We start from the raw sequence: 22961 nt of genomic DNA, 5'->3' as shown, positions 1-22961 counted from the left end.
GTCGGGGTGGGTGCCGGCCGCGACGGCGGCGTGGATGGCGGAGCCGAGGGCGGGGCCCTGGGCGGAGACCGCGAGCGAGACCGGGCACCGCAGGACGTCGGCGTAGATCTGCATCAGCAGCGCGTTCTTCTTCAGGCCGCCGGTGACGATGAACTCGGTGACCGGGACGCCGCCGTCCTTCAGCGCCTCGACGATGGTGCGGGTGCCGAAGGCGGTGGCCTCCAGGAGCGCCCGGTAGACGTCCTCGGGGCGGGTGGCCAGGGTGAGCCCGACCAGCACGCCGGAGAGGTGGTGGTCGACCAGCGTGGAGCGGTTGCCGTTGAACCAGTCCAGCGCGACCAGGCCGTGCCCGCCGACGGGCTGGGCGGCGGCCTTGCGGGTGAGCAGCTGGTGGGCGTCCTCGCCGGTGGCCTCGGCCTCGGCCAGGTAGTCGGCGGGCAGGCCCTGGCGCAGCCACCAGGCGAAGATGTCGCCGACGGCGCTCTGCCCGGCCTCGTAGCCGTACGCGCCCTCGACGATGCCGCCGTCGACCACGCCGCAGATCCCGGGGACGTCGGCCAGGGTCGCACCGTTGACGACGTGGCAGGTGGAGGTGCCCATGATGGCGAGCAGCCGGCCGTTCTCGACCGCCTGGGCGGCGGGGGCGGCGACGTGGGCGTCGACGTTCCCGGCGGCGACCGCGATGCCCTCGGGCAGTCCGGTCCAGGCGGCGGCCTCGGCGGTCAGCGAGCCGACCCGGGAGCCGAGGGCGGAGAGCGGGTGGGCGAGCCGGGTGCGGGCGAAGTCGGCGAAGTCCGGGTTGAGGGCGGCCAGGTACTCCTCGGAGGGGTACTCGCCCTCCTGGAGGATGCCCTTGTAGCCGGCCGTGCAGGTGTTGCGGCTCTCGGCGCCGGTGAGCTGCCAGACGATCCAGTCGGCGGCCTCGATCCAGCGCTCGGTGGCGGCGTAGACGCCCGGGTCCTCCTCCAGGAGCTGCAGCGCCTTGGCGAACTGCCACTCGGCGGAGATCTTGCCGCCGTAGCGGCCGATCCACTTCTCGCCGCGCTCGTGGGCGAGTCGGTTGATCCGGTCCGCGTGGCTCTGGGCGGCGTGGTGCTTCCAGAGCTTCGGCCAGGCGTGCGGGCGGTCGGCGAGGGCGGTCTCGGCGAGCGGGGTGCCGTCGGCGGTGACCGGCAGGACGGTGCAGGCGGTGAAGTCGGTGGCGATGCCGATCACGGTGGCCGGGTCGACGCCGGACGCGGCGAGCGCCGCGGGGACCGCGGTGCGCAGCACCTCGCGCCAGTCCTCGGGGTGCTGGAGCGCCCAGTCGGGCGGCAGCTTGTGGCGGGTGCCGGGGAGTTCGGTCTCGATGACGCCGTGCGGGTACTCGTGGACGGCGGTGCCGAGCTCCTCGCCGTCGCTGACCCGGACCACCACGGCGCGGCCGGACAGCGTGCCGAAATCGACGCCGACGACGTGGCGCTCCGGGGAGTCGGAGGTTGGTGGCACGTTCACGTCCTTCGTAGCAGGTCTGGTTCTCTGGTACTGGCCGCCGGGCTGGGTCCGCGACGGTGCGGGCCCGGCGGCCGGTCTGCCCCGTCCGGGGTGGACGGGGCCGCACGCCGGGCGGGCCGAAGCGGGTGGGCCGGCCCGGTGTGCGGGGTCTGGTGGTTCCGTCGCTCCGACGGCTAGGTCCGTCGACGGCCCGTCATGAGGCGCTGCAGCAGGATGAAGACGAAGAGCAGAGCGCCGATCACGATCCTGGTCCACCAGGAGCTGAGCGTGCCCTGGAAGCTGATCACGGTCTGGATCAGGCCGAGCACCAGGACGCCGAGCACGGTGCCGAGCAGGTAGCCGGAGCCGCCGGTGAGCAGGGTGCCGCCGATCACCACGGCGGCGATCGCGTCCAGCTCGAGGCCCACCGCGTGCAGTCCGTAGCCGGAGAGCATGTAGAAGGTCATCAGCACGCCGCCGAGGGCGGAGCAGAACCCGCTCACCCCGTACACCGCGATCTTGGTGCGGCCGGCCGGCAGCCCCATCAGCTGCGCGGACTGCTCGCTGCCGCCCAGCGCGTACACGTTCCGGCCGAACCGCGTGTAGTGCAGCACGGTGAACGCCGCCGCCACCACGAGGAGGGCGATCAGCACGCTGGGCGAGACGAACAGGTCCCCCAGCGGGATGCGGGTCTGGGCCATCGCCGTGTACGTCGGGTCGGTGATCGAGATGGAGTCGACGCTGATCGTGTAGCACAGGCCGCGGGCCAGGAACATGCCCGCCAGCGTCACGATGAACGGCTGGATCTCGAAGGTCTGGATCACCCAGCCCATCGCCAGGCCGGCTCCGGTGCCGATGGCCAGCACCAGCGGGATGACCAGCAGCGGCGGCCAGCCGTGGAGTTGGACCAGCCAGGCGGAGACCATGGTGGAGAGGGCGACCATCGCGCCGACCGAGAGGTCGATGCCGCCGGTGAGGATGACGAAGGTCATGCCGACCGCGACCACCAGCAGGAAGCCGTTGTCGATCAGCAGGTTGAGCAGCACCTGCCCGGAGAAGAAGCCCTCGTAGCTCACCGAGCCGGCCGTGAACATCACCACCAGCAGCGCCGAGGTGACCAGCAGCGGGAGCCGGCCCCGGCTGCGGCGGGTCAGGGCGGACAGGGCGGTTCCGGTGCTCATGCGCCGACCTCCAGCTTCTCGGGGGCCGCCGGCCGGGCCTCGCGACGGGCGCGGGAGCGCCGCCGGGCGGCCTTGGCCCGGAAGACGGGCGACTGGACCAGGCAGACGGTGATCACCACGACGGCCTTGAAGACCAGCGTGGTCTCCGGCGGGATGCCGATGGTGTAGACGGTGGTGGAGAGGGTCTGGATGACCAGTGCGCCGAGCACGGTGCCGCCCAGCGAGAAGCGGCCGCCGTTCAGCGAGGTGCCGCCGATGACCACGGCCAGGATGGCGTCGAGTTCGATCCAGAGCCCGGCGTTGTTGCCGTCGGCGCTGGAGACGTTGGAGCTGATCATCAGCCCGGCCAGCGCCGCGCAGAGCGCGCTGACCACGTAGACCAGGGCGATCAGCCCGCCGGCCCGGATGCCGACCAGCCGACTGGCCACCGGGTTCCCGCCGACCGACTCCAGCAGGAGCCCGAGCGCGGTGTACCGGGTCAGCGCCGCGGTCAGCAGCACCACGGCACCGGCCAGCAGGACGGCGAACGGCACGGTGAACAGGTAGCCGCCGCCGATCAGCTTGTACGGGGCACTGGTGATCGTGATGATCTGGCCGTCCGTGATGAGCTGGGCGACACCGCGCCCGGCCACCATCAGGATCAGGGTGGCGACGATCGGCTGCACCCCGATCCTGGCCACCAGCAGGCCGTTGGCGGCGCCGAGCACCAGCGCCACCCCGAGGGCCAGGGCCACGGCGGTGAGCACGGTGGCGACACCGCCCGGGTCCGGCGACCCGCTGATGTGCAGGCAGGCCAGCGCACCGGCGATCGCGACCGTGGAGCCGACCGAGAGGTCGATGCCCCCGGTGGCGATCACCAGCGTCATGCCGAGCGCCACCAGGACCAGCGGCGCGCCGAAGTTCAGGATGTCGACCAGGCTGCCGTACAGGTGGCCGTCCTTGATCCGGACGGCGAGGAAGTCGGGGGTGAACACCACGTTCGCCACCAGCAGCGCGGCCAGCACCACGGCCGGCCAGAACAGGCGGTGCCGGAGGACCCGGTACCCGGTGATACTGCTCACGACGTCGCTCCGCTCGCGATGGTCTCCATGATCCGCTCCAGGGTGAGCGTGCCGTCGTTGCGCAGCTCGGCCACCATCCGGCGGTCCCGGAGCACCTCGACGCGGTGGCTGAGCCGGAGCACCTCCTCCAGCTCGGCGGAGATGAACAGCACCGACATGCCGTCGCCGGCCAGCTCCGCCACCAGTTTCTGGATCTGGGCCTTGGCCCCGATGTCGATGCCCCGGGTGGGCTCGTCCAGGATCAGCAGCTTCGGTTCGGTGATCAGCCAGCGGGCCAGCAGCACCTTCTGCTGGTTGCCGCCGCTGAGGTTGCGGACCAGCGCCTCCGGATCGCCCGGCCGGATGTCCAGGGCCCGGATCCAGCGGATCGCCAGCTCGTCCTGGGCCGAACGGGAGAGCGGCCGGGTCCAGCCGAGGGACGCCTGGAGCGCCAGCACGATGTTCTCCCGGACCGTCAGCTCGCCGACCAGGCCCTCGGACTTGCGGTTCTCCGAGCAGAACGCGATGCCGTGGCCGATCGCGGCCCGGGGGCTGCGCAATGCGGCGGCCTCGCCGTTGATCCGCACGGCCCCCTGGTCGCTCCGGTCGGCGCCGAACAGCAGCCGGGCCGCCTCCGTCCGCCCGGAGCCCAACAGCCCTGCCAGGCCGATCACTTCACCGGACCGGATGTCCAGGTCGTACGGCTCGACCGCGCCCCGCCGGGCCAGCCCCTCGGCCCGCAGGAAGGACGGGCCGGTGGGCTCGGCGCGGGAGGCACCGGCCGGTTCGGCCGGGCCGGAGAGCTCGCCGCCGATCATCCGGGCGACCAGCTCGACCTGGCTCAGCTCGCTGGTCAGGTACTCGCCCTCGAACCGGCCGCCGCGCAGGACGGTCATCCGGTCGCAGATCTCGTAGATCTGGTCCAGGAAGTGCGAGACGAACAGGATCGCCACCCCCTGGTCGCGCAACCGGCGCATCACGGCGAAGAGTTGGCGCACCTCGTCGCGGTCCAGGCTGGAGGTCGGCTCGTCCAGGATCAGCACCTTGGCCGAGACGTCCACCGCGCGGACGATCGCGACCAGCTGCTGGACGGCGATCGAGTAGCTGTTCAGCGGGGCGGTGACGTCGATGTCCAGGTCCAGCGCGGCCACCGACTCGGCGGCCCGGCGCCGGAGTTCGGCCCAGTGGATCAGGCCGAGGCGGCGCGGCTCGCGACCGATGAAGATGTTCTCGGCGACGGACAGGTTGGGGCAGAGGTTGACCTCCTGGTACACGGTGGAGATCCCGGCCTGCTGGGCCTCCAGCGGCCCCCCGATCCGGACCACCTGCCCGGCCAGCCGGACCTCGCCGCCGTCCGCCTCGTGGACGCCCGTGAGCACCTTGATCAGCGTGGACTTGCCGGCGCCGTTCTCACCCATCAGCGCGTGCACCTCGCCGGGGAAGAGCCGGAAGTCGACCCCGTCGAGCGCGACCGCGCCCGGGAACTCCTTGCGGACCCCCCGCACTTCCAGGACCGGCTGCGTGGGCATGCCGCTCCTCCTTTCGTGGTCGGCGGGCGGGCGGCCCTCCGCCGAGGACCGCCCGCCCACCGGGCTCCGTGGGTGCGTCAGTACTGGCGGCCGGGCAGTGCGGCGGCGGCCTGGTCCTGGGTGAAGACCCCCTCGACCGTCTTGATCCGGCGCGGCACCTGCTCGCCCGCCTTGACCTTCTTGACCAGCTCCATCAGCTGGTCGCCGAGCAGCGGGTTGCACTCGACCACGACGTTGATCTTGCCGTCGGCCATCGCGGTGAAGGCGTCCTTGACGCCGTCGACCGAGATGATCTTGATGTCCTTGCCGGGCTTCTTGCCCGCCTCCTCGATCGCCTGGATGGCGCCGAGGGCCATGTCGTCGTTGTGCGCGTAGAGCACGTCGATGTCCGGCTGGGACTTCAGGAAGGCCTGCATGACCTCCTTGCCCTTGGCCCGGGTGAAGTCACCGGTCTGCGAGGCGACCACCTTGAACTTCGGGTCGGCCTTGATGACGTCGCCGAAGCCCGCCTTGCGGTCGTTGGCGGGGGCGGAGCCGGTGGTGCCCTGGATCTCGACCACGTTCACCGGCTCCGAGGTGGCCTGGTACTCCTTCACCAGCCACTCGCCGGCCTTCTTGCCCTCCTCGACGAAGTCCGAGCCGAGGAAGGAGGCGTAGAGCGACTCGTCCTTCGAGTCCACCGCGCGGTCGGTCAGCACCACCGGGATCTTCGCGTCCTTGGCCTCCTTGAGGACGGTGTCCCAGCCGGACTCGACCACCGGCGAGAAGGCGATGACGTCCACCTTCTGCTGGATGAACGAGCGGATCGCCTTGATCTGGTTCTCCTGCTTCTGCTGCGCGTCGGAGAACTTCAGCGTGACACCGGCCTTCTTCGCGGCGTCCTGGACCGACTTGGTGTTGGCAGTGCGCCAGCCGCTCTCCGCGCCGACCTGCGAGAAGCCGACGACGAGCTTGCCCGAGCTGCCGCCGGCCGCGCCGTTCGAGCCACCGCCACCGCCGGAACCGCAGGCGGTGAGGGCGACGGCCATGGCGGTGGCGACCAGGGCGACCGCAGCTCTCTTGGACATGTTCGGGTTCCTCTCGGGAGGGCACGGCGGTGGGAACGGCCGTGGGGTGGGGATGCCCGGGGGGCGATGCGCAACGCAGGTTTCGCTCAGGTGAATTGTTAACGCTCACAATTCGCCGCGACAAGAGCTCCGGGGCGCGTTACCCAATCTTGACCACGGCGGCCCTGCGGCCCGAGGGCGTGACTGTTCACGCTCACAATCAGGCTGAGCGGTGGACCCCGGGCAGCGACACCCCGGCGTCGCCGCCAGGGAGCCCGTCATCCGGGGTCGTGCCCGCTACCCGAGGTCGTACCCGGTGACCGCGCGGGCGTACGACCGCAGCGCGGCGACGACGTCGGCGCGGCGGCGCCGGCGACGGCGGTCCGCGTCGTACGGGGTGTTCTTGCGGACGGCGGTGGGGCTCAGACCCCGGCGCGCAGGGCCGGGAGGTAGGCGCCCGCCTGACCGGCGGCGGTGGGGTGGAAGGACTGCCCGATCGGCCAGTTCAGGGCGTGCAGCCAGGGCTCGGCGTCGCAGAGCCGGTGGCCGGCGAAGCGGTCGGTGACGTCCTGGTAGACGAAGCCGGGGTGCTTGGCGACCGCGGCCCGGATGGTCTCGTCGAGGACCTCGGCGCCGTGGTTGAGCGCCGCTCGCCTGGTGGCGCCCATGCCCGGGCAGAGCGGCTTGTCGAGGTCGAAGAACTTCGGGTAGCCGAGCACCACCACCTTGGCACCGGTCGCGCGGGCACGGATCGCGGTGTACAACGTGCCCAGCCTGCCAGGCAGTTCGGCGCCTGCGGCGGCCTCCGCCGAGGCGACGGCGTCCAGGCAGGCGGCCTCCGTCCCGAACAGGCAGGAGGACATCACGCCGGACAGGTCGACGTCGTTGCCGCCGATGGTGACGCTGACGAGCGTCGTCCCGGCGTCGAGCGGCCCGAGCTGGCCGTTCAGCACGTCGGCGGTGTCGGCGCCGCCGCAGGCCTGGAACGCGAAGGAGGCCGGCGAGGTGGCCTGGGCGTAGAGGTACGGGTACGACTTCGTGGTCTGGTGGCAGCTGTTGAGGTACTCGGTGGACGAGCCGCCGCCGGCGGAGTACGAGTCGCCGAGGGCGACGTAGTGGACGTCGGCGGCGTACCCGGTGCCGACGGACGTGCCGGCCACCGTGGTCGCGGTCAGCGCGAGCAGTGCGGCCGCGAGGGCGGGGACGCGGGAACGGGGCATGTCTTTCCTCCTGGAGTGGTCGGGCGCTCGGGTGCTGCCGTCCGAAGGCGGCGTTCCGGCCATGGCTCCGCCGTCCGGGCGGCGGGTCAGGACGCGGTGCGGGCGCAGCGGAAGCCGGCGTGGCCGCTGGAGCTGTCGGGGGTGTTGGCGCTGCGGGCGGCGACCCGGTAGCGGTTGCAGTAGGACTTGTGGCACATGTGCGAGCCGCCCCGGATGACCCGGGCCGAACCAGCCTGAGGGCCACGGGGGTTGACGATGGGCCGCTCGGCCGGGTGGGCGGTGGTCCACCAGTCGGCGCACCACTCCCAGACGTTGCCGGAGGTGTTGTACAGGCCGTAGCCGTTCGGGGTGAAGGCGTCGACCGGGGCGGTGCCGCGGAAGCCGTCGGTCGCGGTGTTCCTGGTCGGGAAGGTGCCGCGCCAGATGTTGCAGCGGTGGGTGCCGTCCGGGTCGAGTTCGTCGCCCCACGGGTAGCGGGCCTGTTCGAGGCCGCCCCGGGCGGCGTACTCCCACTCGGCCTCGGTGGGCAGCCGCTTCCCGGCCCAGCTCGCGTACGCGGCGGCGTCGTTCCACGAGACGTGGACCACCGGGTGGTCGCCCCGGTGGGCGAGGTCGCTGCCCTCGCCCTCCGGCCGGTCCCACGCGGCGCCGGGTGTGGCGCACCACCAGGGGGTGCGGTCGGGGCGGGGCGATGCGCGGCGCAGCGCCCCCGGCAGGAAGCCGGCGAACACGTAGGACCAGCCGAGGCGTTCGGCGTCGGTGCGGTAGCCGGTGTCGGCGACGAAGGCGGCGAACCGCTCGTTGGTGACCGCCCGGGTGTCGATCCAGAACGGGTCCAGCCGGACGGCCCGCACCGGCCCCTCGCCGTCGGCCGGGAAGCCCTCGCGGTCCTCACTGCCCATCAGGAACTCGCCGCCGGGCAGCAGCACCATGCCTTCGTCGGAACCGAACGCCCGTCGTGGAAGCGCGAGTTCGAGGAACGATGGCTCGCTGCGGCCGCGCGAGGGCGTGCAGCAGGGGGCCGGGGTCGGATGCATGGCGCCTCCAGGACGGGACGGGTCAGGCCAGGACTTCGGAGCGGCGCAGGTCGAGTTCCCGCTGCGCGCGGTCCACGTCCTTGGCGTACCAGAGGTGGAGGAGCGTCAGGAACGCGCCGTTGACGGCCATCAGGATCACCAGCACGGCCAGGAACACCGGCCGCAGGCCGATCCGGTCGCCGAGCAGTCCGGCGCCGAGGCCGAACGCCGCCCAGGCGATCGCCTCGAAGACCGACACGTACAGCGTGAAGGCGGCCGAGCGCAGCTCCGGCGGGGTGACCGCCATGACCATCGGCCGGTTGACGGCGGGGTTGACGCCCTGGACGGCGCCCATGAGGCCGAAGAGCAGGGCGTAGACGCCGATGCCGCCGTAGTGCACCTGGGTGCCGAGGAAGGCGAGGGCGGCGAACGCGAACTGCGCGCCCTGGAGGACGGCGGGCAGCCCGTGCCGCGGGCTGCGGCGCGCGGCCCAGTCGGAGAGGAATCCGCCCAGCAGGGTGCCGGCGACGTACCCGAGGCCGAGCGGCATCAGCACGACGGCGGCCCGCTGGGTGGTGAAGCCGAACTCGTCCACCAGGTAGACGACCGCGAACGTGCCCAGCAGCAGGTGGCCGGAGAGCAGCCGCGAGCCCAGCAGGACCAGGAAGCTCGGGATGCGCAGCAGCGAGCCGACGGACGCGGGGGTGAGCCCCGGTCGGGCGGTGCGGACCAGCCCGGCCAGCTGGCGTTCGGCGGCCCCGCTGCCGGGGTCGCGGAAGCGCCGCAGCAGGACCAGGCCGAAGAGGATGTTGAGCGCGCCGATCCCCCACAGGCCCCAGCGCCAGCCGTCCCGCACCCCGGCCAGTTGGCCGATCAGCGGGCCGAGCAGGGCACCGGCCAGCGCGAGCGCGCCGTAGAGGAGGCCGACGGCCCGTCCCCGGGAGGGGGCGTCGAACAGGTCCCCGATGATCTCGGAGACCAGCGGCTGGGCCGCCGCGTACCCGGCGGCCAGCACGGTGGTGAACAGCAGCAGCTGGGTGAAGTTCCGGGCGAAGCCGGCGGCCACGCCCCAGACCCCCCAGAGGCCGGTGGCCACGACCAGCACGCCGCGGCGCGACCAGCGCTGCGCCGCCCAGACCCACAGCGGCGCGGCGACCACGTGGACGAGCTTGCCCGCGGCGGTCAGGACGCCCAGGGCGCCGAGGTTCAGTCCGAGGGCCTGCCGGATCACCGGGAACAGTCCGGTGACCAGTCCTGCCTCGGTGCCGTCGACCAGCAAGGTGCCGCCGAGCAGGGAGAGTTGGGACCAGCGGCCGGCCACCTGCGGGGTGGCGGCCGGGCCGGGCGGCGGCCCGGTTCTCGGACCGCTGTCGACAAGCTCGGACATGCTTCGTCCCTTCGTCGTGGCGTTCTTCGTCGCGGCGTTCTTCGCCGGTGCGGTGCGGGGAAGGAGGGGGCGCTCACCGGTGGCGGGGCCGCGGTCCCACCACCGGCCCCGCGCCAGAGGCGGTCAGAGCGCCGCGAGTTCCTCGGCGACCAGGTGCAGCGCGGAGGTGTCCAGCAGGCCGCCCGCGAGCGCGGCGACGTCGATCAGCGGGGTCGGGCCGAGGAACTGCAGGAACTCCGAGTCGACGATCCCGGGCAGGTGCCGGCGCAGCACCTCGACGGCGACCGGATCGGAGATCAGCGCCGCCAGCGGGGTCCGCAGCGAGAGCCGGCCGGCCGGGTAGTCCTCCGGGCTGGGCAGCGGCTTCGCCGCCTGCTCCGCCTGCTCCCGCTGGGCCCGGACCAGCAGGTGCCGGTCGTCGACCGGCCCTTCGACGGGCAGGCCGAGGCGTTCGTACTGGCTCGGCGGGGCGTCGCTCGCCCGCAGCAGCTCGACCAGCAGGCCGGCCATCCGCAGTTCGGCGGCGTCGTCGACGACCGGGGTGCGCTGCTCGGGGTCGTTCGCCAGGTCGAACAGCAGGGTGCCGTGCTGGTACGGGTTGATCAGGGTGCGCCCGGGGATGCGCAGGGTGCGGACGCCCTTGGTGAAGCCGAAGGGCTCGGCGAGCTCCAGGTCGGCGAGTTCCGCCGGGGTGAAGCGCCCGCGCATGTGGGTGGGCATCAGGGTGTGCTCCAGCAGCGGCGCGTTCCGGGGCGAGGCGGGGGCGCGCATGTACACGTACCGGCCGTCGGTGACGTTGACGTGGCCGCCGTGGATGCCGAACAGGCCCGCCTCGCGGATCGGGGTGTCGTCGGCGACCGGCAGCGGCCGGCCCTGCGCGTCGGCGGGCCGCTCGACGCCGAAGTAGTCCAGCAGGGTGGGGGCCAGGTCGATCGTCTGGACCAGGGCCTGCCGCCGCTCGCCGGCCGCGCGCACCCGGGGGTCCCAGACGAACAGCGGCAGGTGGACCAGCTCGTTGTACCAGGGCTGCACGACCTTGCCCCACCAGCCCTTCTCGCCCAGCAGCAGGCCGTGGTCGGTGTTGACGATCAGCAGGGTGTCGTCCCAGAGGCCCTCCTCGTCCATCAGGTCGAGCACTCTCCCCAGCGAGTGGTCGCACATCGACAGCAGCGCCGCGTACTCGAAGCGGGCGTGCTCCACCTGGTCGGGGGTCTCCACCACGCGCTTGTAGTCGGGCCAGTCGAAGTGCGGGCCGTCGTAGTCGTGCGGGTAGAGGTCCTTGTACCGCTGGTGGCTGAAGAACGGCTCGTGCGGGTCGAAGGTCTCGATCTGGACGAACCAGCGGTCGGCGTCCCGGTTGGTGCGGACGAACTCCAGGCCCGCGTCGAAGGTCAGGGTCTGCGGGTGCTTCGCCTCGGTGTCCAGGTGGGCGCGGTTGACCCAGTCCTGGCGGTGGGAGTCGAAGCGGATCCGCTTGAGGTCCTCGGGGATCACCGGGTCGGCGACCTGGCCCTTCCACGGATCGCCTTCCTGGCCGCGGAAGAACTCCCAGGTGTTGTACCGGCCGTGGTAGGTGGCGCCGCCGTCCTCCCAGTAGTGCGGGTGGTCGCTGACCAGGTGGGTCCAGACGCCGTTCTGCTTGAGCAGTTCCGGCATCGAGTCGTCGAACGGCTCCAGCGGGCCCCAGCTGCGGTGCAGGAAGTTGTACCGGCCGGTGTGGATCTCCCGGCGGGCCGGCATGCACGGCAGCGAACCGGCCCAGGCGTTGTCGAAGGTGACCGAACGCTCCGCGAGCCGACGGAAGTTGGGCGCGTGCGTCCAGTCGCCCCCGTACGGCGGCAGCAGGTGCCGGTTGAGGCTGTCGAACATCACCATGATCGCCTTCATCGGGCGTCCCCCTCTCCTGCCGGCCCGCTCGCCGGCTTCCGGTCCTCCAGGCGCCGCAGCATGTCTTCCAGCCACTCCACCCACCGGTCGACGGCTCCGGCGCCGTACCGGTGGAGTTCCTCCGCGACCTCGCGCGCCAGCGCCTGGTCGAGCTCCGGCAGCGGCTCCTCGAAGCGCAGCGTGCGGTCACGGCCGCGGTTGCGGGCGATCTGCTCGCGCCGGTAGTCGAGTTCGGTGCGGACCAGGCGGATCGCCGCGTGCCGGTCCAGCGCCGCGGCGAAGGCGAAGCGGGCCAGGAAGTCGGCGTCCTGGAACCGGCTGGTCGGCTCGTACGGGGAGCGCACCCAGGCCAGCAGCGCGTCGCGGCCCACCGGCGTCAGCCGGTACACCTTCGCGTCCGGCCGCCCCTCGCGCGGATCCACCTCGTAGACCACCCAGCCGTCGGCCACCATCCGGCCCAGCAGCCGGTAGATCTGGCTGTGGTGGGCCCGCGAGCGCAGGAACTGCCCCTCGGTCTCCACCCATTTGCCCAGGTCGTAACCGCTGAACGGCCTCCCGGCCAGCAGGCCCAGGAGCACGTACTCGAACTGCATGGACACTCCTATGTGCAACATCACCTATGTGCACCGTTCCGTAGGGCCGACGGCCGGGTCAAGGCATCCGGCCGACGCTTGGCACGCCGTTCACCCGCGTTCACACCGGTTCACAGAGGAGCGCCCCCACGGCGCCGCGCCCCTCCCGCACCCCGCCGCGACGCGCGGTCCGCACCGGAGCGCGGGGTCCGGGCCGCGCGCCGCGCGGACACCGGGCGCGTCCTTCCTGTTGTCTTTTCGGCGACGGCGCCTGAACAATACGTAACGCTCAAAACAAATTCGGACGGAGAGGTCCCCCATGTTCCGATCCCGCTCGCTCAAGTCCCGCTTACTCGGCCTGCTCGCCGCGGTCGGCCTCGCGCTCGGCCTGGGCGTCCAGGCCGCGCCCCCGGCCGCCGCCGCCTCGCTGACCCAGGTCACGAACTTCGGCACCAACCCCACCGGTCTGCTCATGCACCTGTACGTGCCGAGCACCGTCAGGGCCAACCCCCCGATCCTGCTGGCCCTGCACGGGTGCCAGGGCTCGGGGCCCTATCTGTACTCGAGCACCGACTTCGCGTCGCTGGCCGACCGGTACGGGTTCCTCGTCGTCTACCCCTCGACGAACCCCGGTGGAAGCTGCTGGGACGTCTCCTCCGACCAGGCGCTGACCCGCAACGGCGGCAGCGACCCGGTCGGGCTCATGTCGATGATCACCTACACGGAGCAGCACTACGGCGGCAACGCCGATGCCGTGTACGTCACGGGCCAGTCGTCGGGCGCGATGATGACGAACGTGATGCTCGCCGACTACCCCGACGTGTTCAAGGCGGGCGCGGCGTTCATGGGCGTGCCCTACCGCTGCTTCTACACCGGCGCGGTCCGCGGCTGGAACGCGCCCTGCGCCCAGGGCCAGGTCTCCAAGGCCCCGCAGCAGTGGGGCGGCCTGGTCCGCACCTCGGGGTACCCCGGCTACACCGGTCCGCGTCCGCGGGTGCAGCTCTGGCACGGCACCGCCGACACCATCCTGAGCCACAACAACCTCGGCGAAGAGATCAAGCAGTGGACCGACGTCCTCGGCGTGAGCCAGACCCCGTCGGCCACCGACACCCCCGCGGCCAACTGGACCCGCACCCGGTACGACGACGCCGCCCGCACCACCCGGGTCGAGGCGTACAGCCTGGCCGGCGTCGGGCACGAACTGCCGGTACGGGGTACCGCGATGGCCGCCCAGGCCGTCCACTTCATGGGCCTGGACTCGGGATCCGCCGGCGGCGGCACGACCGGCGCACTGCGGGCGGTGGACGCGGGCAAGTGCCTGACCGACCCGAGCACGACGCCGGGTGCGCAGCAGCGGATCCACGGCTGCAACGGCGGCGCCGACCAGACCTGGACCCGTACGGCGGCGAAGCAGCTGACCGTGACCGTGGGCGGCAGCACGCTCTGCCTGGACACCGACGCGCACGGCACCAGCCCCGGCACCAAGGCCATCGTCTGGTCCTGCAACGGCCAGGCCAACCAGCAGTGGCAGCTGAACGCGAACGGCACGATCACCGGCGTCCAGTCGGGGCTCTGCCTGGACGTGGCCGGCCTCGCCACCACCGACGGCACGCCCGTCCAGCTGTGGACCTGCAGCGGCGGCCGGAACCAGCAGTGGACGATGGGCTGACGCCGAAACTTTCGAGCCGCCATGGGCGAAAGTTTTCTTCCCACTTGGCGCCAGTCACGCCGAAATCGGCAAAGCACCGGTCAAGTACTCGGGACTGCCATCGCGCATCCTCCGCCTGACCTGTTGATACTTCGACAGAGACGCCTCCCATGGCGAGCGAATCTGTCGACCATCGTGTCGAAAGTGTTGACAGCCCGTCAGGTGCAAGCCAACACTGGCGCCGTCGACAAGTCCGAACCGCCTTGGATCCGGGCCGCGTTCGCCCACCGACGTCGGGGTCAGCGACGTCGATGACGAGTCGACCCCGTGCACCCCCTCGCGACGCCGTCCGGCCGACCCACCCCTTCGCGGCGTCGGTGGCGCGGGGCTGCACCCACCCCCACCCATCGGCAGGACGGATCACTCCTGTGCACTCCCCCCACCCCAAGAGCCGCACCCCCAGCCGCTCCCGGCGGATCGCCGGCCGGGCGCGCCTCCTCGCACCGGCCCTCGCGGCCGTCCTTCTGCTGCCCGGCACCGCCGAGGCCGCGACCGTCACCACGAACCAGACCGGCACCGACGGCGGGTACTTCTACTCGTTCTGGACCGAGGGCACCGGTGCGGCCTCGATGTCCCTGAACGGCGGTGGCAACTACGGCACCTCCTGGAGCAACGCCGGCAACTTCGTGGCCGGCAAGGGCTGGCGCACCGGTTCGCGCAACCCGGTGACGTACTCGGGCACCTGGAGCACCAACGGCAACGCCTACCTCTCGCTCTACGGCTGGAGCACCAACCCGCTCGTCGAGTACTACGTCGTGGAGAACTACGGCACCTACAAGCCGACCGGCACCTACAAGGGCACCGTCACCAGCGACGGCGGCACGTACGACATCTACCAGACGACGCGCTACAACGCGCCGTCCATCGAGGGCATCAAGACCTTCAACCAGTACTGGAGCGTCCGTCAGAACAAGCGGACCGGCGGCACCATCACGGTCGCGAACCACTTCGACGCGTGGGCCCGGTACGGCATGAACCTCGGCACCATGAACTACGAGATCATGGCCACCGAGGGCTACCGGAGCAGCGGAAACTCCAACATCACGCTCGGCTCCTCCACCGGAGGTGGAACCGGCGGCGGCACCGGCGGCAGCTGCACCGCGACGCTCTCCGCCGGCGAGTCCTGGAGCGACCGCTACAACCTGAACGTCGCGGTCACCGGGTCCAGCACCTGGAAGGTGACCGTGAAGGTCCCCTCCCCGGAGCAGGTCAGCGCGACCTGGAACGTCAACGCGTCCTACCCCGACGCCCAGACCCTCGTCGCCACCCCCAACGGCGCGGGCGACACCTGGGGCATGACCATCGCGAAGAACGGCAGCACCACCTGGCCGACGGTCTCCTGCAGCGCGAGCTGACCTCCGGACCGGACCACAGCGGCACCCGGGGCGCGCGGCCCCTCCAGCCGCCGCGCCCCACCCCCGTCGACACGGCCGCTGACGGCGCCCGCTCCCACGCGACGGCGCGCGCCCGAATTTGTTAGCGCTAACAGGGCCGCTGACAAGGCTGTGCGACGGCTCCCACCCCCTCACAGAGGAGCTCCCATGCACCGACGAAATCCCCACCGCAGGCGGCTGCCCGCCGTGCTCACCGCCGCGGTCGCGGCCGTGGCGGCGCTGGCGGCGATGCTCGTCGCCGCCCCGGCCCAAGCGGCCACCAGCGGCGCCCTGCGCGGCGTGGCCTCCGGCCGGTGCCTCGATGTGCAGAACGCCGGTCGGACCGACGGCACGGCCCTGCAGATCTACGACTGCTCGAACGGGGCCAACCAGCTGTGGACGGCCGCGTCCGGCGACCGGCTGACCGTGTACGGCGACAAGTGCCTGGACGTTCCGGGCCACGCCACCACGGCCGGCACCCGGGTGCAGATCTGGGCCTGCAGCGGCGCGGCCAACCAGCAGTGGCGGCTGAACGCCGACGGCACGGTGGTCGGCGTCGAGTCCGGGCTCTGCCTGGACGCCACGGGAGCCGGGACGGCCAACGGCACCGCGGTGCAGCTCTGGACGTGCACCGGCGCCGACAACCAGAAGTGGACCGGCCTGTCCGGGTCGTCGACCCCGACGCCGACGGCCGGCACCTGCGCGCTGCCCGCCACGTACCGGTGGACGTCGACCGGCGCCCTGGCCCAGCCGGCGAACGGCTGGGCCTCGGTGAAGGACTTCACCAACGTGGTCTACAACGGCAAGCACCTGGTCTACGCGTCGAACGTGTCCGGTTCCTCGTACGGCTCGATGGCCTTCGCGCCCTTCACCAACTGGTCGGACATGGCCTCGGCCGGGCAGACCGGGATGAGCGAGAAGGCGGTGGCGCCCACGCTGTTCTACTTCGCGCCCAAGAACATCTGGGTGCTGGCGTACCAGTGGGGTGCGTGGCCCTTCATCTACCGCACCTCGAGCGACCCGACCAACCCCAACGGCTGGTCCGCGCCGCAGCCGCTGTTCACCGGCTCCATCCCCAACTCCGGCACCGGCCCGATCGACCAGACGCTGATCGCCGACGGCCAGAACATGTACCTGTTCTTCGCCGGTGACAACGGCAGCATCTACCGGGCGAGCATGCCGATCGGGAACTTCCCGGGCAACTTCGGCTCCTCGTACACCACGGTCATGACCGACACGGTGCAGAACCTGTTCGAGGCGCCGCAGGTCTACAAGGTCAAGGGCCAGAACCAGTACCTCATGATCGTCGAGGCCCGCGGCGCCAACGAGCAGCGCTACTTCCGCTCCTTCACCGCGACCAGCCTGAACGGTTCGTGGACCCCGCAGGCCGCCACCGAGAGCCGGCCCTTCGCCGGCAAGGCCAACAGCGGCGCCGGCTGGACCAACGACATCAGCCACGGCGACCTGGTCCGCACCAACCCGGACCAGACCATGACCATCGACCCCTGCAACCTGCAGTTCCTCTACCAGGGCAAGTCCCCCACCGCCACCGGCGACTACGACAAACTGCCGTGGCGCCCGGGCGTCCTGACGCTCCAGCACTGACCCGCCCGACGAGCTCCACCGCATCGAGGAACCCCAGCCGTACGTCGGCTGGGGTTCCTCCCTGCTGTGCGCCGGCCCGACAGGTCGCCGCCCGGTCCGGCCGGCTGCTCACCGGCCCCCGTTCACCGGCCGCCGCTCACCGGCCGCTGCTCAACAACCGCCGCTCAACGGCGGCCGACGGGGCCCACGCTGCGCCGCAGCACCATCTCCGGGGCGATCTGCACATGGGTCCGGGAGCGCGCCGCGCCCCCCAGCTCCCCGACCAGCAACTCCAGCGCCCTGCGGCCGAGTTCGCCGAAGTCCTGCCGCACCGTGGTCAGCGGCGGGCTGAAGTAGGCCGCTTCCGGGATGTCGTCGAAGCCGACCACGCTGATGTCGCCCGGGACCGACCGGCCGGCCTCGTGCAGCGCGCGCAGCAGACCGAGCGCCATGTGGTCGTTGGCGCAGAAGACGGCGGTGACGTCCCGCAGTTCGGCGATCCGCAGCCCCGCCTGGTAGCCCGAGCGGGCGCTCCAGTCGCCGCGCTCCACGCGCGGCACAGTGGCCCCGGCCGTCTCCAGCGTGCCGCGCCAGCCCTCCTCCCGGTCCTGGCTCTCCAGCCAGTTGGCCGGCCCCGCCAGGTGGTGGACGGTGCGGTGCCCCAGGTCGAGCAGGTGCCGGGTGGCCGCCTCGGCGCCGGAGCGGTTGCCCACCGACACCATGGGCACCTGGATCTGGTCGCCCGAACCGACCGCGACGAGCGGCACCGAGGTGGAGATCCGGGCCACCGCGCTGACGGCCGAGGTCTGCGGCGCGATCACGACGACGCCCTCCACGCCCTGGTCACGCAGCCGGTCGACCGCCTCCTGGACCGAACGGCCGTCCAGGGACCGCAGACTGGTCACGCTCACGAAGTACCCGGCGCTGCGCGCGGCCTGCTCGATGCCCTCCAGCATCGCCGCGGGCCCGTAGAGCGTCGAGTCGAAGCTCACCACGCCGAGCGTCTGCGACCGGCGGGTGACCAGGGCGCGCGCGGCGGAGTTGGGCCGGTAGTCGAGCTCCCGGATCGCGGCCAGCACCCGCTCGCGGGTGTCCGGCCGCACGTGCGGGGCGCCGTTGAGCACGCGGGAGACCGTCTGGTGGGACACTCCGGCCAGTTTCGCCACGTCCGCCATCACGGGCTGGCGCTGTTCCGTCTCGGTACCGTCGGTTCCCACTCACAGTTCCCTTCTCGGTTTGGACCACAGTACGCGACCGGCTCCACACCAGGTCGCGGCCCCTGGATTCCGGCGGCGGCCGAGCCCCCGGCCGCGCCGTCCGTCAGGTACCGAACCGTGATCCAAGGCTCTTGACGGTTCCAGTGTGAGCGTTAACACTCATGTCACGCCAGGCCGGAGCCGCTGCCCCCCACCCGGGAACCCGCTCCGGCCGGCCCCGCTCGACCGCTCCCAGTCACCCACCAGGGGTGCACTGTGCCCGGTCGCGGATCATCACTGGAGGAACTGTGCGGAAGATTTCGGCGGGCCTCGTCGCCGCGGGCCTGGTGCTCTCGCTGGCGGCGTGCGGACAGAGCGCCAACGGTGTCGGCGACGGCCCCGCCAAGGGCGACGCCAAGGGCGGGCTGGTCGGCATCGCGATGCCGACCAAGTCGTCGGAACGCTGGATCAACGACGGCACCAACATGGTCAAGGAGTTCCAGGCCAAGGGCTACAGGACCGACCTGCAGTACGGCGACGACGTGGTGGAGAACCAGGTCTCCCAGGTGGAGAACATGATCACCAAGGGCGCCAAGCTGCTGGTGATCGCCGCCATCGACGGCTCGTCCCTCACCAACGTGCTGCAGAAGGCCGCCGACGCCCACATCCCGGTGATCTCCTACGACCGGCTGATCCGCGGCACGGCCAACGTCGACTACTACGCGACCTTCGACAACGAGAAGGTCGGCGTCCTCCAGGGCAGCTACATCGTCGACAAGCTCGGCCTCAAGGACGGCAAGGGCCCGTTCAACATCGAGCTGTTCGCCGGCTCGCCGGACGACAACAACGCCACCTTCTTCTTCAACGGCGCGATGAGCGTCCTCAAGCCGTACATCGACCAGAAGAAGCTGGTCGTGCAGAGCGGCCAGACCGACTTCAACCAGATCGCCACGCTGCGCTGGAACGGCGGCAACGCCCAGTCCCGGATGGACAACCTGCTGAGCAAGGCCTACACCTCCGCCCGCGTCGACGCCGTGCTCTCGCCGTCCGACGGCATCGCGATCGGCGTCCTGTCCTCGCTCAAGGGCGTCGGCTACGGCACCGCCAAGTCGCTGCCGATCGTCACGGGCCAGGACGCCGACCTGGCCTCGGTGAAGTCGATCATCGCGGGCGAGCAGACCCAGACCGTCTACAAGGACACCCGGCAACTCTCCAAGGTCGCCGTCCAGATGGGCGACGCGCTGCTGACCGGCGGCAAGCCCGAGGTCAACGACACCACCCAGTACAACAACGGCGTGAAGGTCGTCCCGGCGCAGCTGCTCCAGCCGGTCAACGTCGACAAGGAGAACTACCAGAAGGTCCTGGTCGACAGCGGCCAGTTCACCGCGGACCAGCTCAAGTAGCCGGCGGGGCCCGGTCGACGGGCCCCGCGCCGAACCGGCGGTGCGCAGCCCGGGCTCCGCGGAGCCCGGGACCTCCCCCAACCGCACCGCCCCGAACGAATACGGACGCACACCCATGGCTGGACCCGTTCTCGAAATGCGGTCGATCAGCAAGTCGTTCCCCGGCGTCAAGGCGCTCTCCGAGGTCAACCTGACCGTCGGCGCCGGCGAGGTGCACGCCATCTGCGGCGAGAACGGCGCCGGCAAGTCCACCCTGATGAAGGTGCTGAGCGGCGTCTACCCGCACGGCTCCTACGAGGGCGAGATCCTCTTCGAGGGCGAGCCCTGCCGGTTCCGGGACATCCGGGCCAGCGAGCAGCGCGGCATCGTCATCATCCACCAGGAACTGGCGCTGGTGCCGTACCTGTCCGTCGCCGAGAACGTCTTCCTCGGCAACGAGCACGCCTCCCGGGGCGTCATCAGCTGGCACCGGACACTGACCCACGCCGCCGAACTGCTCCGCCAGGTCGGCCTCGACGAGAACCCGCACACCCGGATCGCCGACCTCGGCGTGGGCAAGCAGCAGCTGGTCGAGATCGCCAAGGCGCTGGCCAAGAAGGTCAAGCTGCTCATCCTGGACGAGCCGACCGCCGCGCTGAACGACGAGGACAGCCGCAAGCTGCTGGACCTGATCCTCGAACTCAAGGCGCAGGGCATCTCCTGCATCATCATCTCGCACAAGCTGAACGAGATCGCCCGGGTCGCGGACGCCGTGACCATCCTGCGCGACGGGCAGACCATCGAGACCATCGCGATCGGCCCCGAGGGCATCTCCGAGGACCGGATCATCCGCGGCATGGTCGGCCGCGACCTGGAGCACCGCTACCCCGAACGCAGCCCCGACCTCGGCGAGGTCGCCTTCGAGGTCGAGGACTGGAGCGTCCGGCACCCGATCGACCAGCAGCGCATGGTGGTGGACGGCGCCTCGCTGAACGTGCGGCGCGGCGAGATCGTCGGCATCGCCGGCCTGATGGGCGCCGGCCGCACCGAGCTGGCGATGAGCGTCTTCGGCCGCTCGTACGGGCGGTGGGCCTCCGGCCGGGTCCGGCTGCACGGCCGGGAGGTGCGCACCCGGACGGTGCCCGAGGCGATCGGGCACGGCATCGCGTACGTCACCGAGGACCGCAAGCAGCTCGGCCTCAACCTCATCGACGACATCAGCCGGAACATCTCGCTGAGCGCGCTGCGCAAGGTCGCCCGCAACGGCCGGGTGGACCGGCACCAGGAGGCCAGGGTCGCCGAGGGCTTCCGGCGCACCATGAACATCAAGGCCCCTTCGGTGTTCACCCGGACCGACACGCTCAGCGGCGGCAACCAGCAGAAGGTCGTCCTCAGCAAGTGGATCTTCACCGAGCCGGAGGTGCTGATCCTCGACGAGCCCACCCGCGGCATCGACATCGGCGCGAAGGCGGAGATCTACACCGTCATCGCCGAGCTGGCCGCCGAGGGCAAGGCGGTGCTCGTCATCTCGTCCGAACTCCCCGAACTCCTGGGCCTGTGCGACCGGATCTACACCATGGCCGAAGGCCGGATCACCGGCGAGGTCGCCCGTGCCCACGCCACCCAGGAATCCCTCATGCGGCTCATGACCATGAGCGCCGCATCCAGCAACGAGCAGGTGTGAGGCATGGCCCAGACCGAGATCATCCCGGATTCGTCCCCGCGGGCACCGCAGGACGGCCCCAGTCCCTCCCTCGGCGGCGTGCTGGCCCGCGCGCTGCGCGGCAACGTGCGCCAGTACGGCATGCTGGTCGCGCTCGCGCTGATCGTGCTGCTGTTCCAGGTCTGGACGGACGGCATCCTGCTCCAGCCGCTCAACATCACCAACCTGATCCAGCAGAACGGCTACATCCTGATCCTGGCGATCGGGATGATGATCGTCATCATCGCCGGGCACATCGACCTCTCGGTCGGTTCGCTGGCCGCCTTCGTCGGGGCCGCCGCCGCGGTGATGATGGTCAGGCACGACATGCCGTGGCCGGTGGCCGTGCTGGCCGCGCTGGTGATCGGCGCCCTGGCCGGCGCCTGGCAGGGCTTCTGGATCGCCTACCTCGGCATCCCGTCCTTCATCGTCACCCTGGCGGGCATGCTGCTGTTCCGCGGGGGCACCCAGATCCTGCTCCAGGGCCAGTCGGTGGCGCCGTTCCCCAAGGGCTTCCAGAACATCAGCAGCGGCTTCCTCCCCGAGGTCGGGCCGCACACCGACTACCACAACCTCACCCTGCTGCTGGGCCTCGCGGTGCTGGCCGTCGCGGTCCTCCAGGAGGTGCGCGGCCGGCGGCAGACCGTCTCGTACGGGCTGGAGCCGCTCCCGCTCCCGCTGTTCCTGACCAAGCTCGCCGTGATCACCGCGGCCGTGGTGGTCTTCACCCTGCTACTGGCCAGCTACCACGGCGTGCCGATCGTGCTGCTGATCCTCGGCGCGCTGCTGGTCGGCTTCGGCTACCTGATGCGCAACTCGATCATCGGGCGGCACACCTACGCCGTCGGCGGCAACGAGGCGGCGGCCAAGCTGTCCGGGGTGAAGAGCAAGCGGGTCGTCTTCCTCGCCTTCACCAACATGGGCGTGCTCGCGGCCCTGGCCGGGCTGGTCTTCGCCGCGCGGCTCAACGCCGGCACCCCGCAGGCCGGCATCAACTTCGAGCTGGAGGCGATCGCCGCCGCCTTCATCGGCGGCGCCTCGGCCAGCGGCGGCGTGGGCACCGTCCTCGGCGCCATCATCGGCGGCCTGGTGCTAGGCGTGCTGAACAACGGCATGTCGCTGGTCGGCGTCGGCACCGACTACCAGCAGGTCATCAAGGGCCTGGTGCTGCTCGCGGCCGTCGGCTTCGACGTCTACAACAAGCGCCGGGCCGGTTCCTGACACCGGGACCACCCCCTCCACTGCTCGCCCCCGGCCGTCCTCGGACGCCCGGGGGCGAGCCGCGTTCGGAAGAAAAAAATATTTCTCGAGCGAGCGGCAACCTTTCCGCCTCCGGCGCCCACTGGGCAGTGCAACGTCGAGTCGATCTACCGAATGGACGGGAATGAGGGCAACGAAGCACGCCGCCCCGCAGTCGAACCGCAGGCGTGGGCTGGTCCTGGGCGTTCCGTTGGCGCTGGTGGCGGTCGGTGTGATGGTGTGCCTGGCCTTCGCACTGCTGCCGGGCCGCGGCGGAGGCACCGGCCCCGCGGAACCGGCCGCCGCCCCCGTGGTGGCCGCCGAGCCGAGCGGCAGCGGATCGAGGACGTGGTGACCATCGCCGTCGGCGACCTGCCCGACCTGCTGCCCGTCCCCGGCGACGCCCCCGAGGACTGGACCGCCGCC

General features: G+C 71.4%; 18 protein-coding genes. 7 read left to right on the top strand and 11 right to left on the bottom strand.

All coding sequences use genetic code 11. The features are described 5' to 3' along the window. The 10 genes from araB to ABZW03_RS15130 all read right to left on the bottom strand — a co-directional run. Positions 1–1488 (bottom strand): ribulokinase (araB, locus tag ABZW03_RS15175; RefSeq protein ID WP_355257096.1); only part of this gene is annotated, 1488 nt, incomplete at its 3' end. Positions 1489–1667: 179 nt separating this feature from the next. Next, complete coding sequence (gene yjfF / locus ABZW03_RS15170; RefSeq protein WP_355257093.1) at positions 1668–2654, bottom strand: galactofuranose ABC transporter, permease protein YjfF; 987 nt, start codon at positions 2652–2654, stop codon at positions 1668–1670. Then, positions 2651–3715, bottom strand: coding sequence for an ABC transporter permease (locus tag ABZW03_RS15165; RefSeq protein WP_355257090.1), 1065 nt, complete (start codon positions 3713–3715; stop codon positions 2651–2653). The genes yjfF and ABZW03_RS15165 overlap by 4 nt, the downstream gene beginning before the upstream one ends. Beyond that, the gene (locus ABZW03_RS15160; protein WP_355257088.1) at positions 3712–5223 is read right to left on the bottom strand and encodes a sugar ABC transporter ATP-binding protein; all 1512 of its coding nucleotides are present in this window, start codon (positions 5221–5223) and stop codon (positions 3712–3714) included. The genes ABZW03_RS15165 and ABZW03_RS15160 overlap by 4 nt, the downstream gene beginning before the upstream one ends. Positions 5224–5300: 77 nt before the next feature. After that, positions 5301–6290: an ABC transporter substrate-binding protein gene (locus tag ABZW03_RS15155; RefSeq protein ID WP_355257085.1), complete on the bottom strand. Its 990-nt coding sequence runs from the start codon at positions 6288–6290 to the stop codon at positions 5301–5303. Positions 6291–6691: 401 nt separating this feature from the next. Next, entirely contained in the window at positions 6692–7489 is a 798-nt protein-coding gene (locus tag ABZW03_RS15150) for an SGNH/GDSL hydrolase family protein (RefSeq protein WP_355257082.1), read from the bottom strand. Between the two features lie 86 nt (positions 7490–7575). Further along, complete coding sequence (locus ABZW03_RS15145) at positions 7576–8421, bottom strand: formylglycine-generating enzyme family protein (RefSeq protein WP_355257102.1); 846 nt, start codon at positions 8419–8421, stop codon at positions 7576–7578. Positions 8422–8548: 127 nt separating this feature from the next. After that, positions 8549–9892: an MFS transporter gene (locus ABZW03_RS15140; protein ID WP_355257080.1), complete on the bottom strand. Its 1344-nt coding sequence runs from the start codon at positions 9890–9892 to the stop codon at positions 8549–8551. 123 nt (positions 9893–10015) lie between these two features. Further along, positions 10016–11779 (bottom strand): sulfatase, encoded by a 1764-nt coding sequence (locus ABZW03_RS15135; protein ID WP_355257077.1) that lies wholly within the window; start codon positions 11777–11779, stop codon positions 10016–10018. Further along, the gene (locus ABZW03_RS15130; RefSeq protein ID WP_355257074.1) at positions 11776–12372 is read right to left on the bottom strand and encodes a PadR family transcriptional regulator; all 597 of its coding nucleotides are present in this window, start codon (positions 12370–12372) and stop codon (positions 11776–11778) included. The genes ABZW03_RS15135 and ABZW03_RS15130 overlap by 4 nt, the downstream gene beginning before the upstream one ends. Positions 12373–12670: 298 nt before the next feature. On the opposite strand from ABZW03_RS15130, the gene ABZW03_RS15125 reads away from it, so the two are divergent. The 3 genes from ABZW03_RS15125 to ABZW03_RS15115 all read left to right on the top strand — a co-directional run bounded on the left by ABZW03_RS15125 (position 12671) and on the right by ABZW03_RS15115 (position 17037). After that, positions 12671–14020, top strand: coding sequence for a PHB depolymerase family esterase (locus tag ABZW03_RS15125; RefSeq protein ID WP_355257071.1), 1350 nt, complete (start codon positions 12671–12673; stop codon positions 14018–14020). A 455-nt stretch (positions 14021–14475) separates the two neighbouring features. Next, complete coding sequence (locus ABZW03_RS15120; protein ID WP_355257099.1) at positions 14476–15414, top strand: glycoside hydrolase family 11 protein; 939 nt, start codon at positions 14476–14478, stop codon at positions 15412–15414. A gap of 186 nt (positions 15415–15600) precedes the next feature. Next, positions 15601–17037, top strand: a complete 1437-nt coding sequence (locus ABZW03_RS15115; RefSeq protein ID WP_355257068.1) for a non-reducing end alpha-L-arabinofuranosidase family hydrolase — start codon at positions 15601–15603, stop codon at positions 17035–17037. Between the two features lie 164 nt (positions 17038–17201). Here ABZW03_RS15115 and ABZW03_RS15110 read toward each other — a convergent pair whose 3' ends face one another. Next, positions 17202–18233, bottom strand: coding sequence for a LacI family DNA-binding transcriptional regulator (locus ABZW03_RS15110; RefSeq protein WP_355257065.1), 1032 nt, complete (start codon positions 18231–18233; stop codon positions 17202–17204). A 287-nt stretch (positions 18234–18520) separates the two neighbouring features. On the opposite strand from ABZW03_RS15110, the gene chvE reads away from it, so the two are divergent. From chvE to ABZW03_RS15090, 4 genes are all read left to right on the top strand, one after another. Continuing rightward, positions 18521–19615 carry a multiple monosaccharide ABC transporter substrate-binding protein gene (gene chvE / locus ABZW03_RS15105; RefSeq protein WP_355257063.1) on the top strand — a complete coding sequence of 365 codons (1095 nt, stop codon included), beginning with the start codon at positions 18521–18523 and terminating at the stop codon, positions 19613–19615. Between the two features lie 115 nt (positions 19616–19730). After that, entirely contained in the window at positions 19731–21278 is a 1548-nt protein-coding gene (mmsA, locus tag ABZW03_RS15100) for a multiple monosaccharide ABC transporter ATP-binding protein (RefSeq protein WP_355257060.1), read from the top strand. Positions 21279–21281: 3 nt separating this feature from the next. Beyond that, positions 21282–22517, top strand: a complete 1236-nt coding sequence (gene mmsB, locus ABZW03_RS15095) for a multiple monosaccharide ABC transporter permease (RefSeq protein WP_355257057.1) — start codon at positions 21282–21284, stop codon at positions 22515–22517. Between the two features lie 258 nt (positions 22518–22775). Continuing rightward, positions 22776–22961 (top strand): hypothetical protein (locus ABZW03_RS15090; RefSeq protein WP_355257054.1); only part of this gene is annotated, 186 nt, incomplete at its 3' end.

Origin of the sequence: Kitasatospora sp. NPDC004799 (assembly GCF_040609095.1) — a bacterium.
Lineage (GTDB): Bacteria > Actinomycetota > Actinomycetes > Streptomycetales > Streptomycetaceae > Kitasatospora.
The sequence above is the reverse complement of the archived record's forward strand: the minus strand, read 5'-3'. Positions and strand labels throughout refer to the sequence as shown.

What these genes read in the sequence shown, in the direction of transcription:
- ABZW03_RS15130 (WP_355257074.1), bottom strand. Translation starts at nt 12,372, where the DNA reads ATGCAGTTCGAGTACGTGCTCCTGGGCCTGCTGGCCGGGAGGCCGTTC.
- yjfF (WP_355257093.1), bottom strand. Translation starts at nt 2,654, where the DNA reads ATGAGCACCGGAACCGCCCTGTCCGCCCTGACCCGCCGCAGCCGGGGC.
- ABZW03_RS15125 (WP_355257071.1), top strand. Translation starts at nt 12,671, where the DNA reads ATGTTCCGATCCCGCTCGCTCAAGTCCCGCTTACTCGGCCTGCTCGCC.
- ABZW03_RS15150 (WP_355257082.1), bottom strand. Translation starts at nt 7,489, where the DNA reads ATGCCCCGTTCCCGCGTCCCCGCCCTCGCGGCCGCACTGCTCGCGCTG.
- ABZW03_RS15160 (WP_355257088.1), bottom strand. Translation starts at nt 5,223, where the DNA reads ATGCCCACGCAGCCGGTCCTGGAAGTGCGGGGGGTCCGCAAGGAGTTC.
- mmsA (WP_355257060.1), top strand. Translation starts at nt 19,731, where the DNA reads ATGGCTGGACCCGTTCTCGAAATGCGGTCGATCAGCAAGTCGTTCCCC.
- ABZW03_RS15115 (WP_355257068.1), top strand. Translation starts at nt 15,601, where the DNA reads ATGCACCGACGAAATCCCCACCGCAGGCGGCTGCCCGCCGTGCTCACC.
- ABZW03_RS15145 (WP_355257102.1), bottom strand. Translation starts at nt 8,421, where the DNA reads ATGGTGCTGCTGCCCGGCGGCGAGTTCCTGATGGGCAGTGAGGACCGC.
- ABZW03_RS15140 (WP_355257080.1), bottom strand. Translation starts at nt 9,892, where the DNA reads ATGTCCGAGCTTGTCGACAGCGGTCCGAGAACCGGGCCGCCGCCCGGC.
- mmsB (WP_355257057.1), top strand. Translation starts at nt 21,282, where the DNA reads ATGGCCCAGACCGAGATCATCCCGGATTCGTCCCCGCGGGCACCGCAG.
- ABZW03_RS15135 (WP_355257077.1), bottom strand. Translation starts at nt 11,779, where the DNA reads ATGAAGGCGATCATGGTGATGTTCGACAGCCTCAACCGGCACCTGCTG.
- ABZW03_RS15155 (WP_355257085.1), bottom strand. Translation starts at nt 6,290, where the DNA reads ATGTCCAAGAGAGCTGCGGTCGCCCTGGTCGCCACCGCCATGGCCGTC.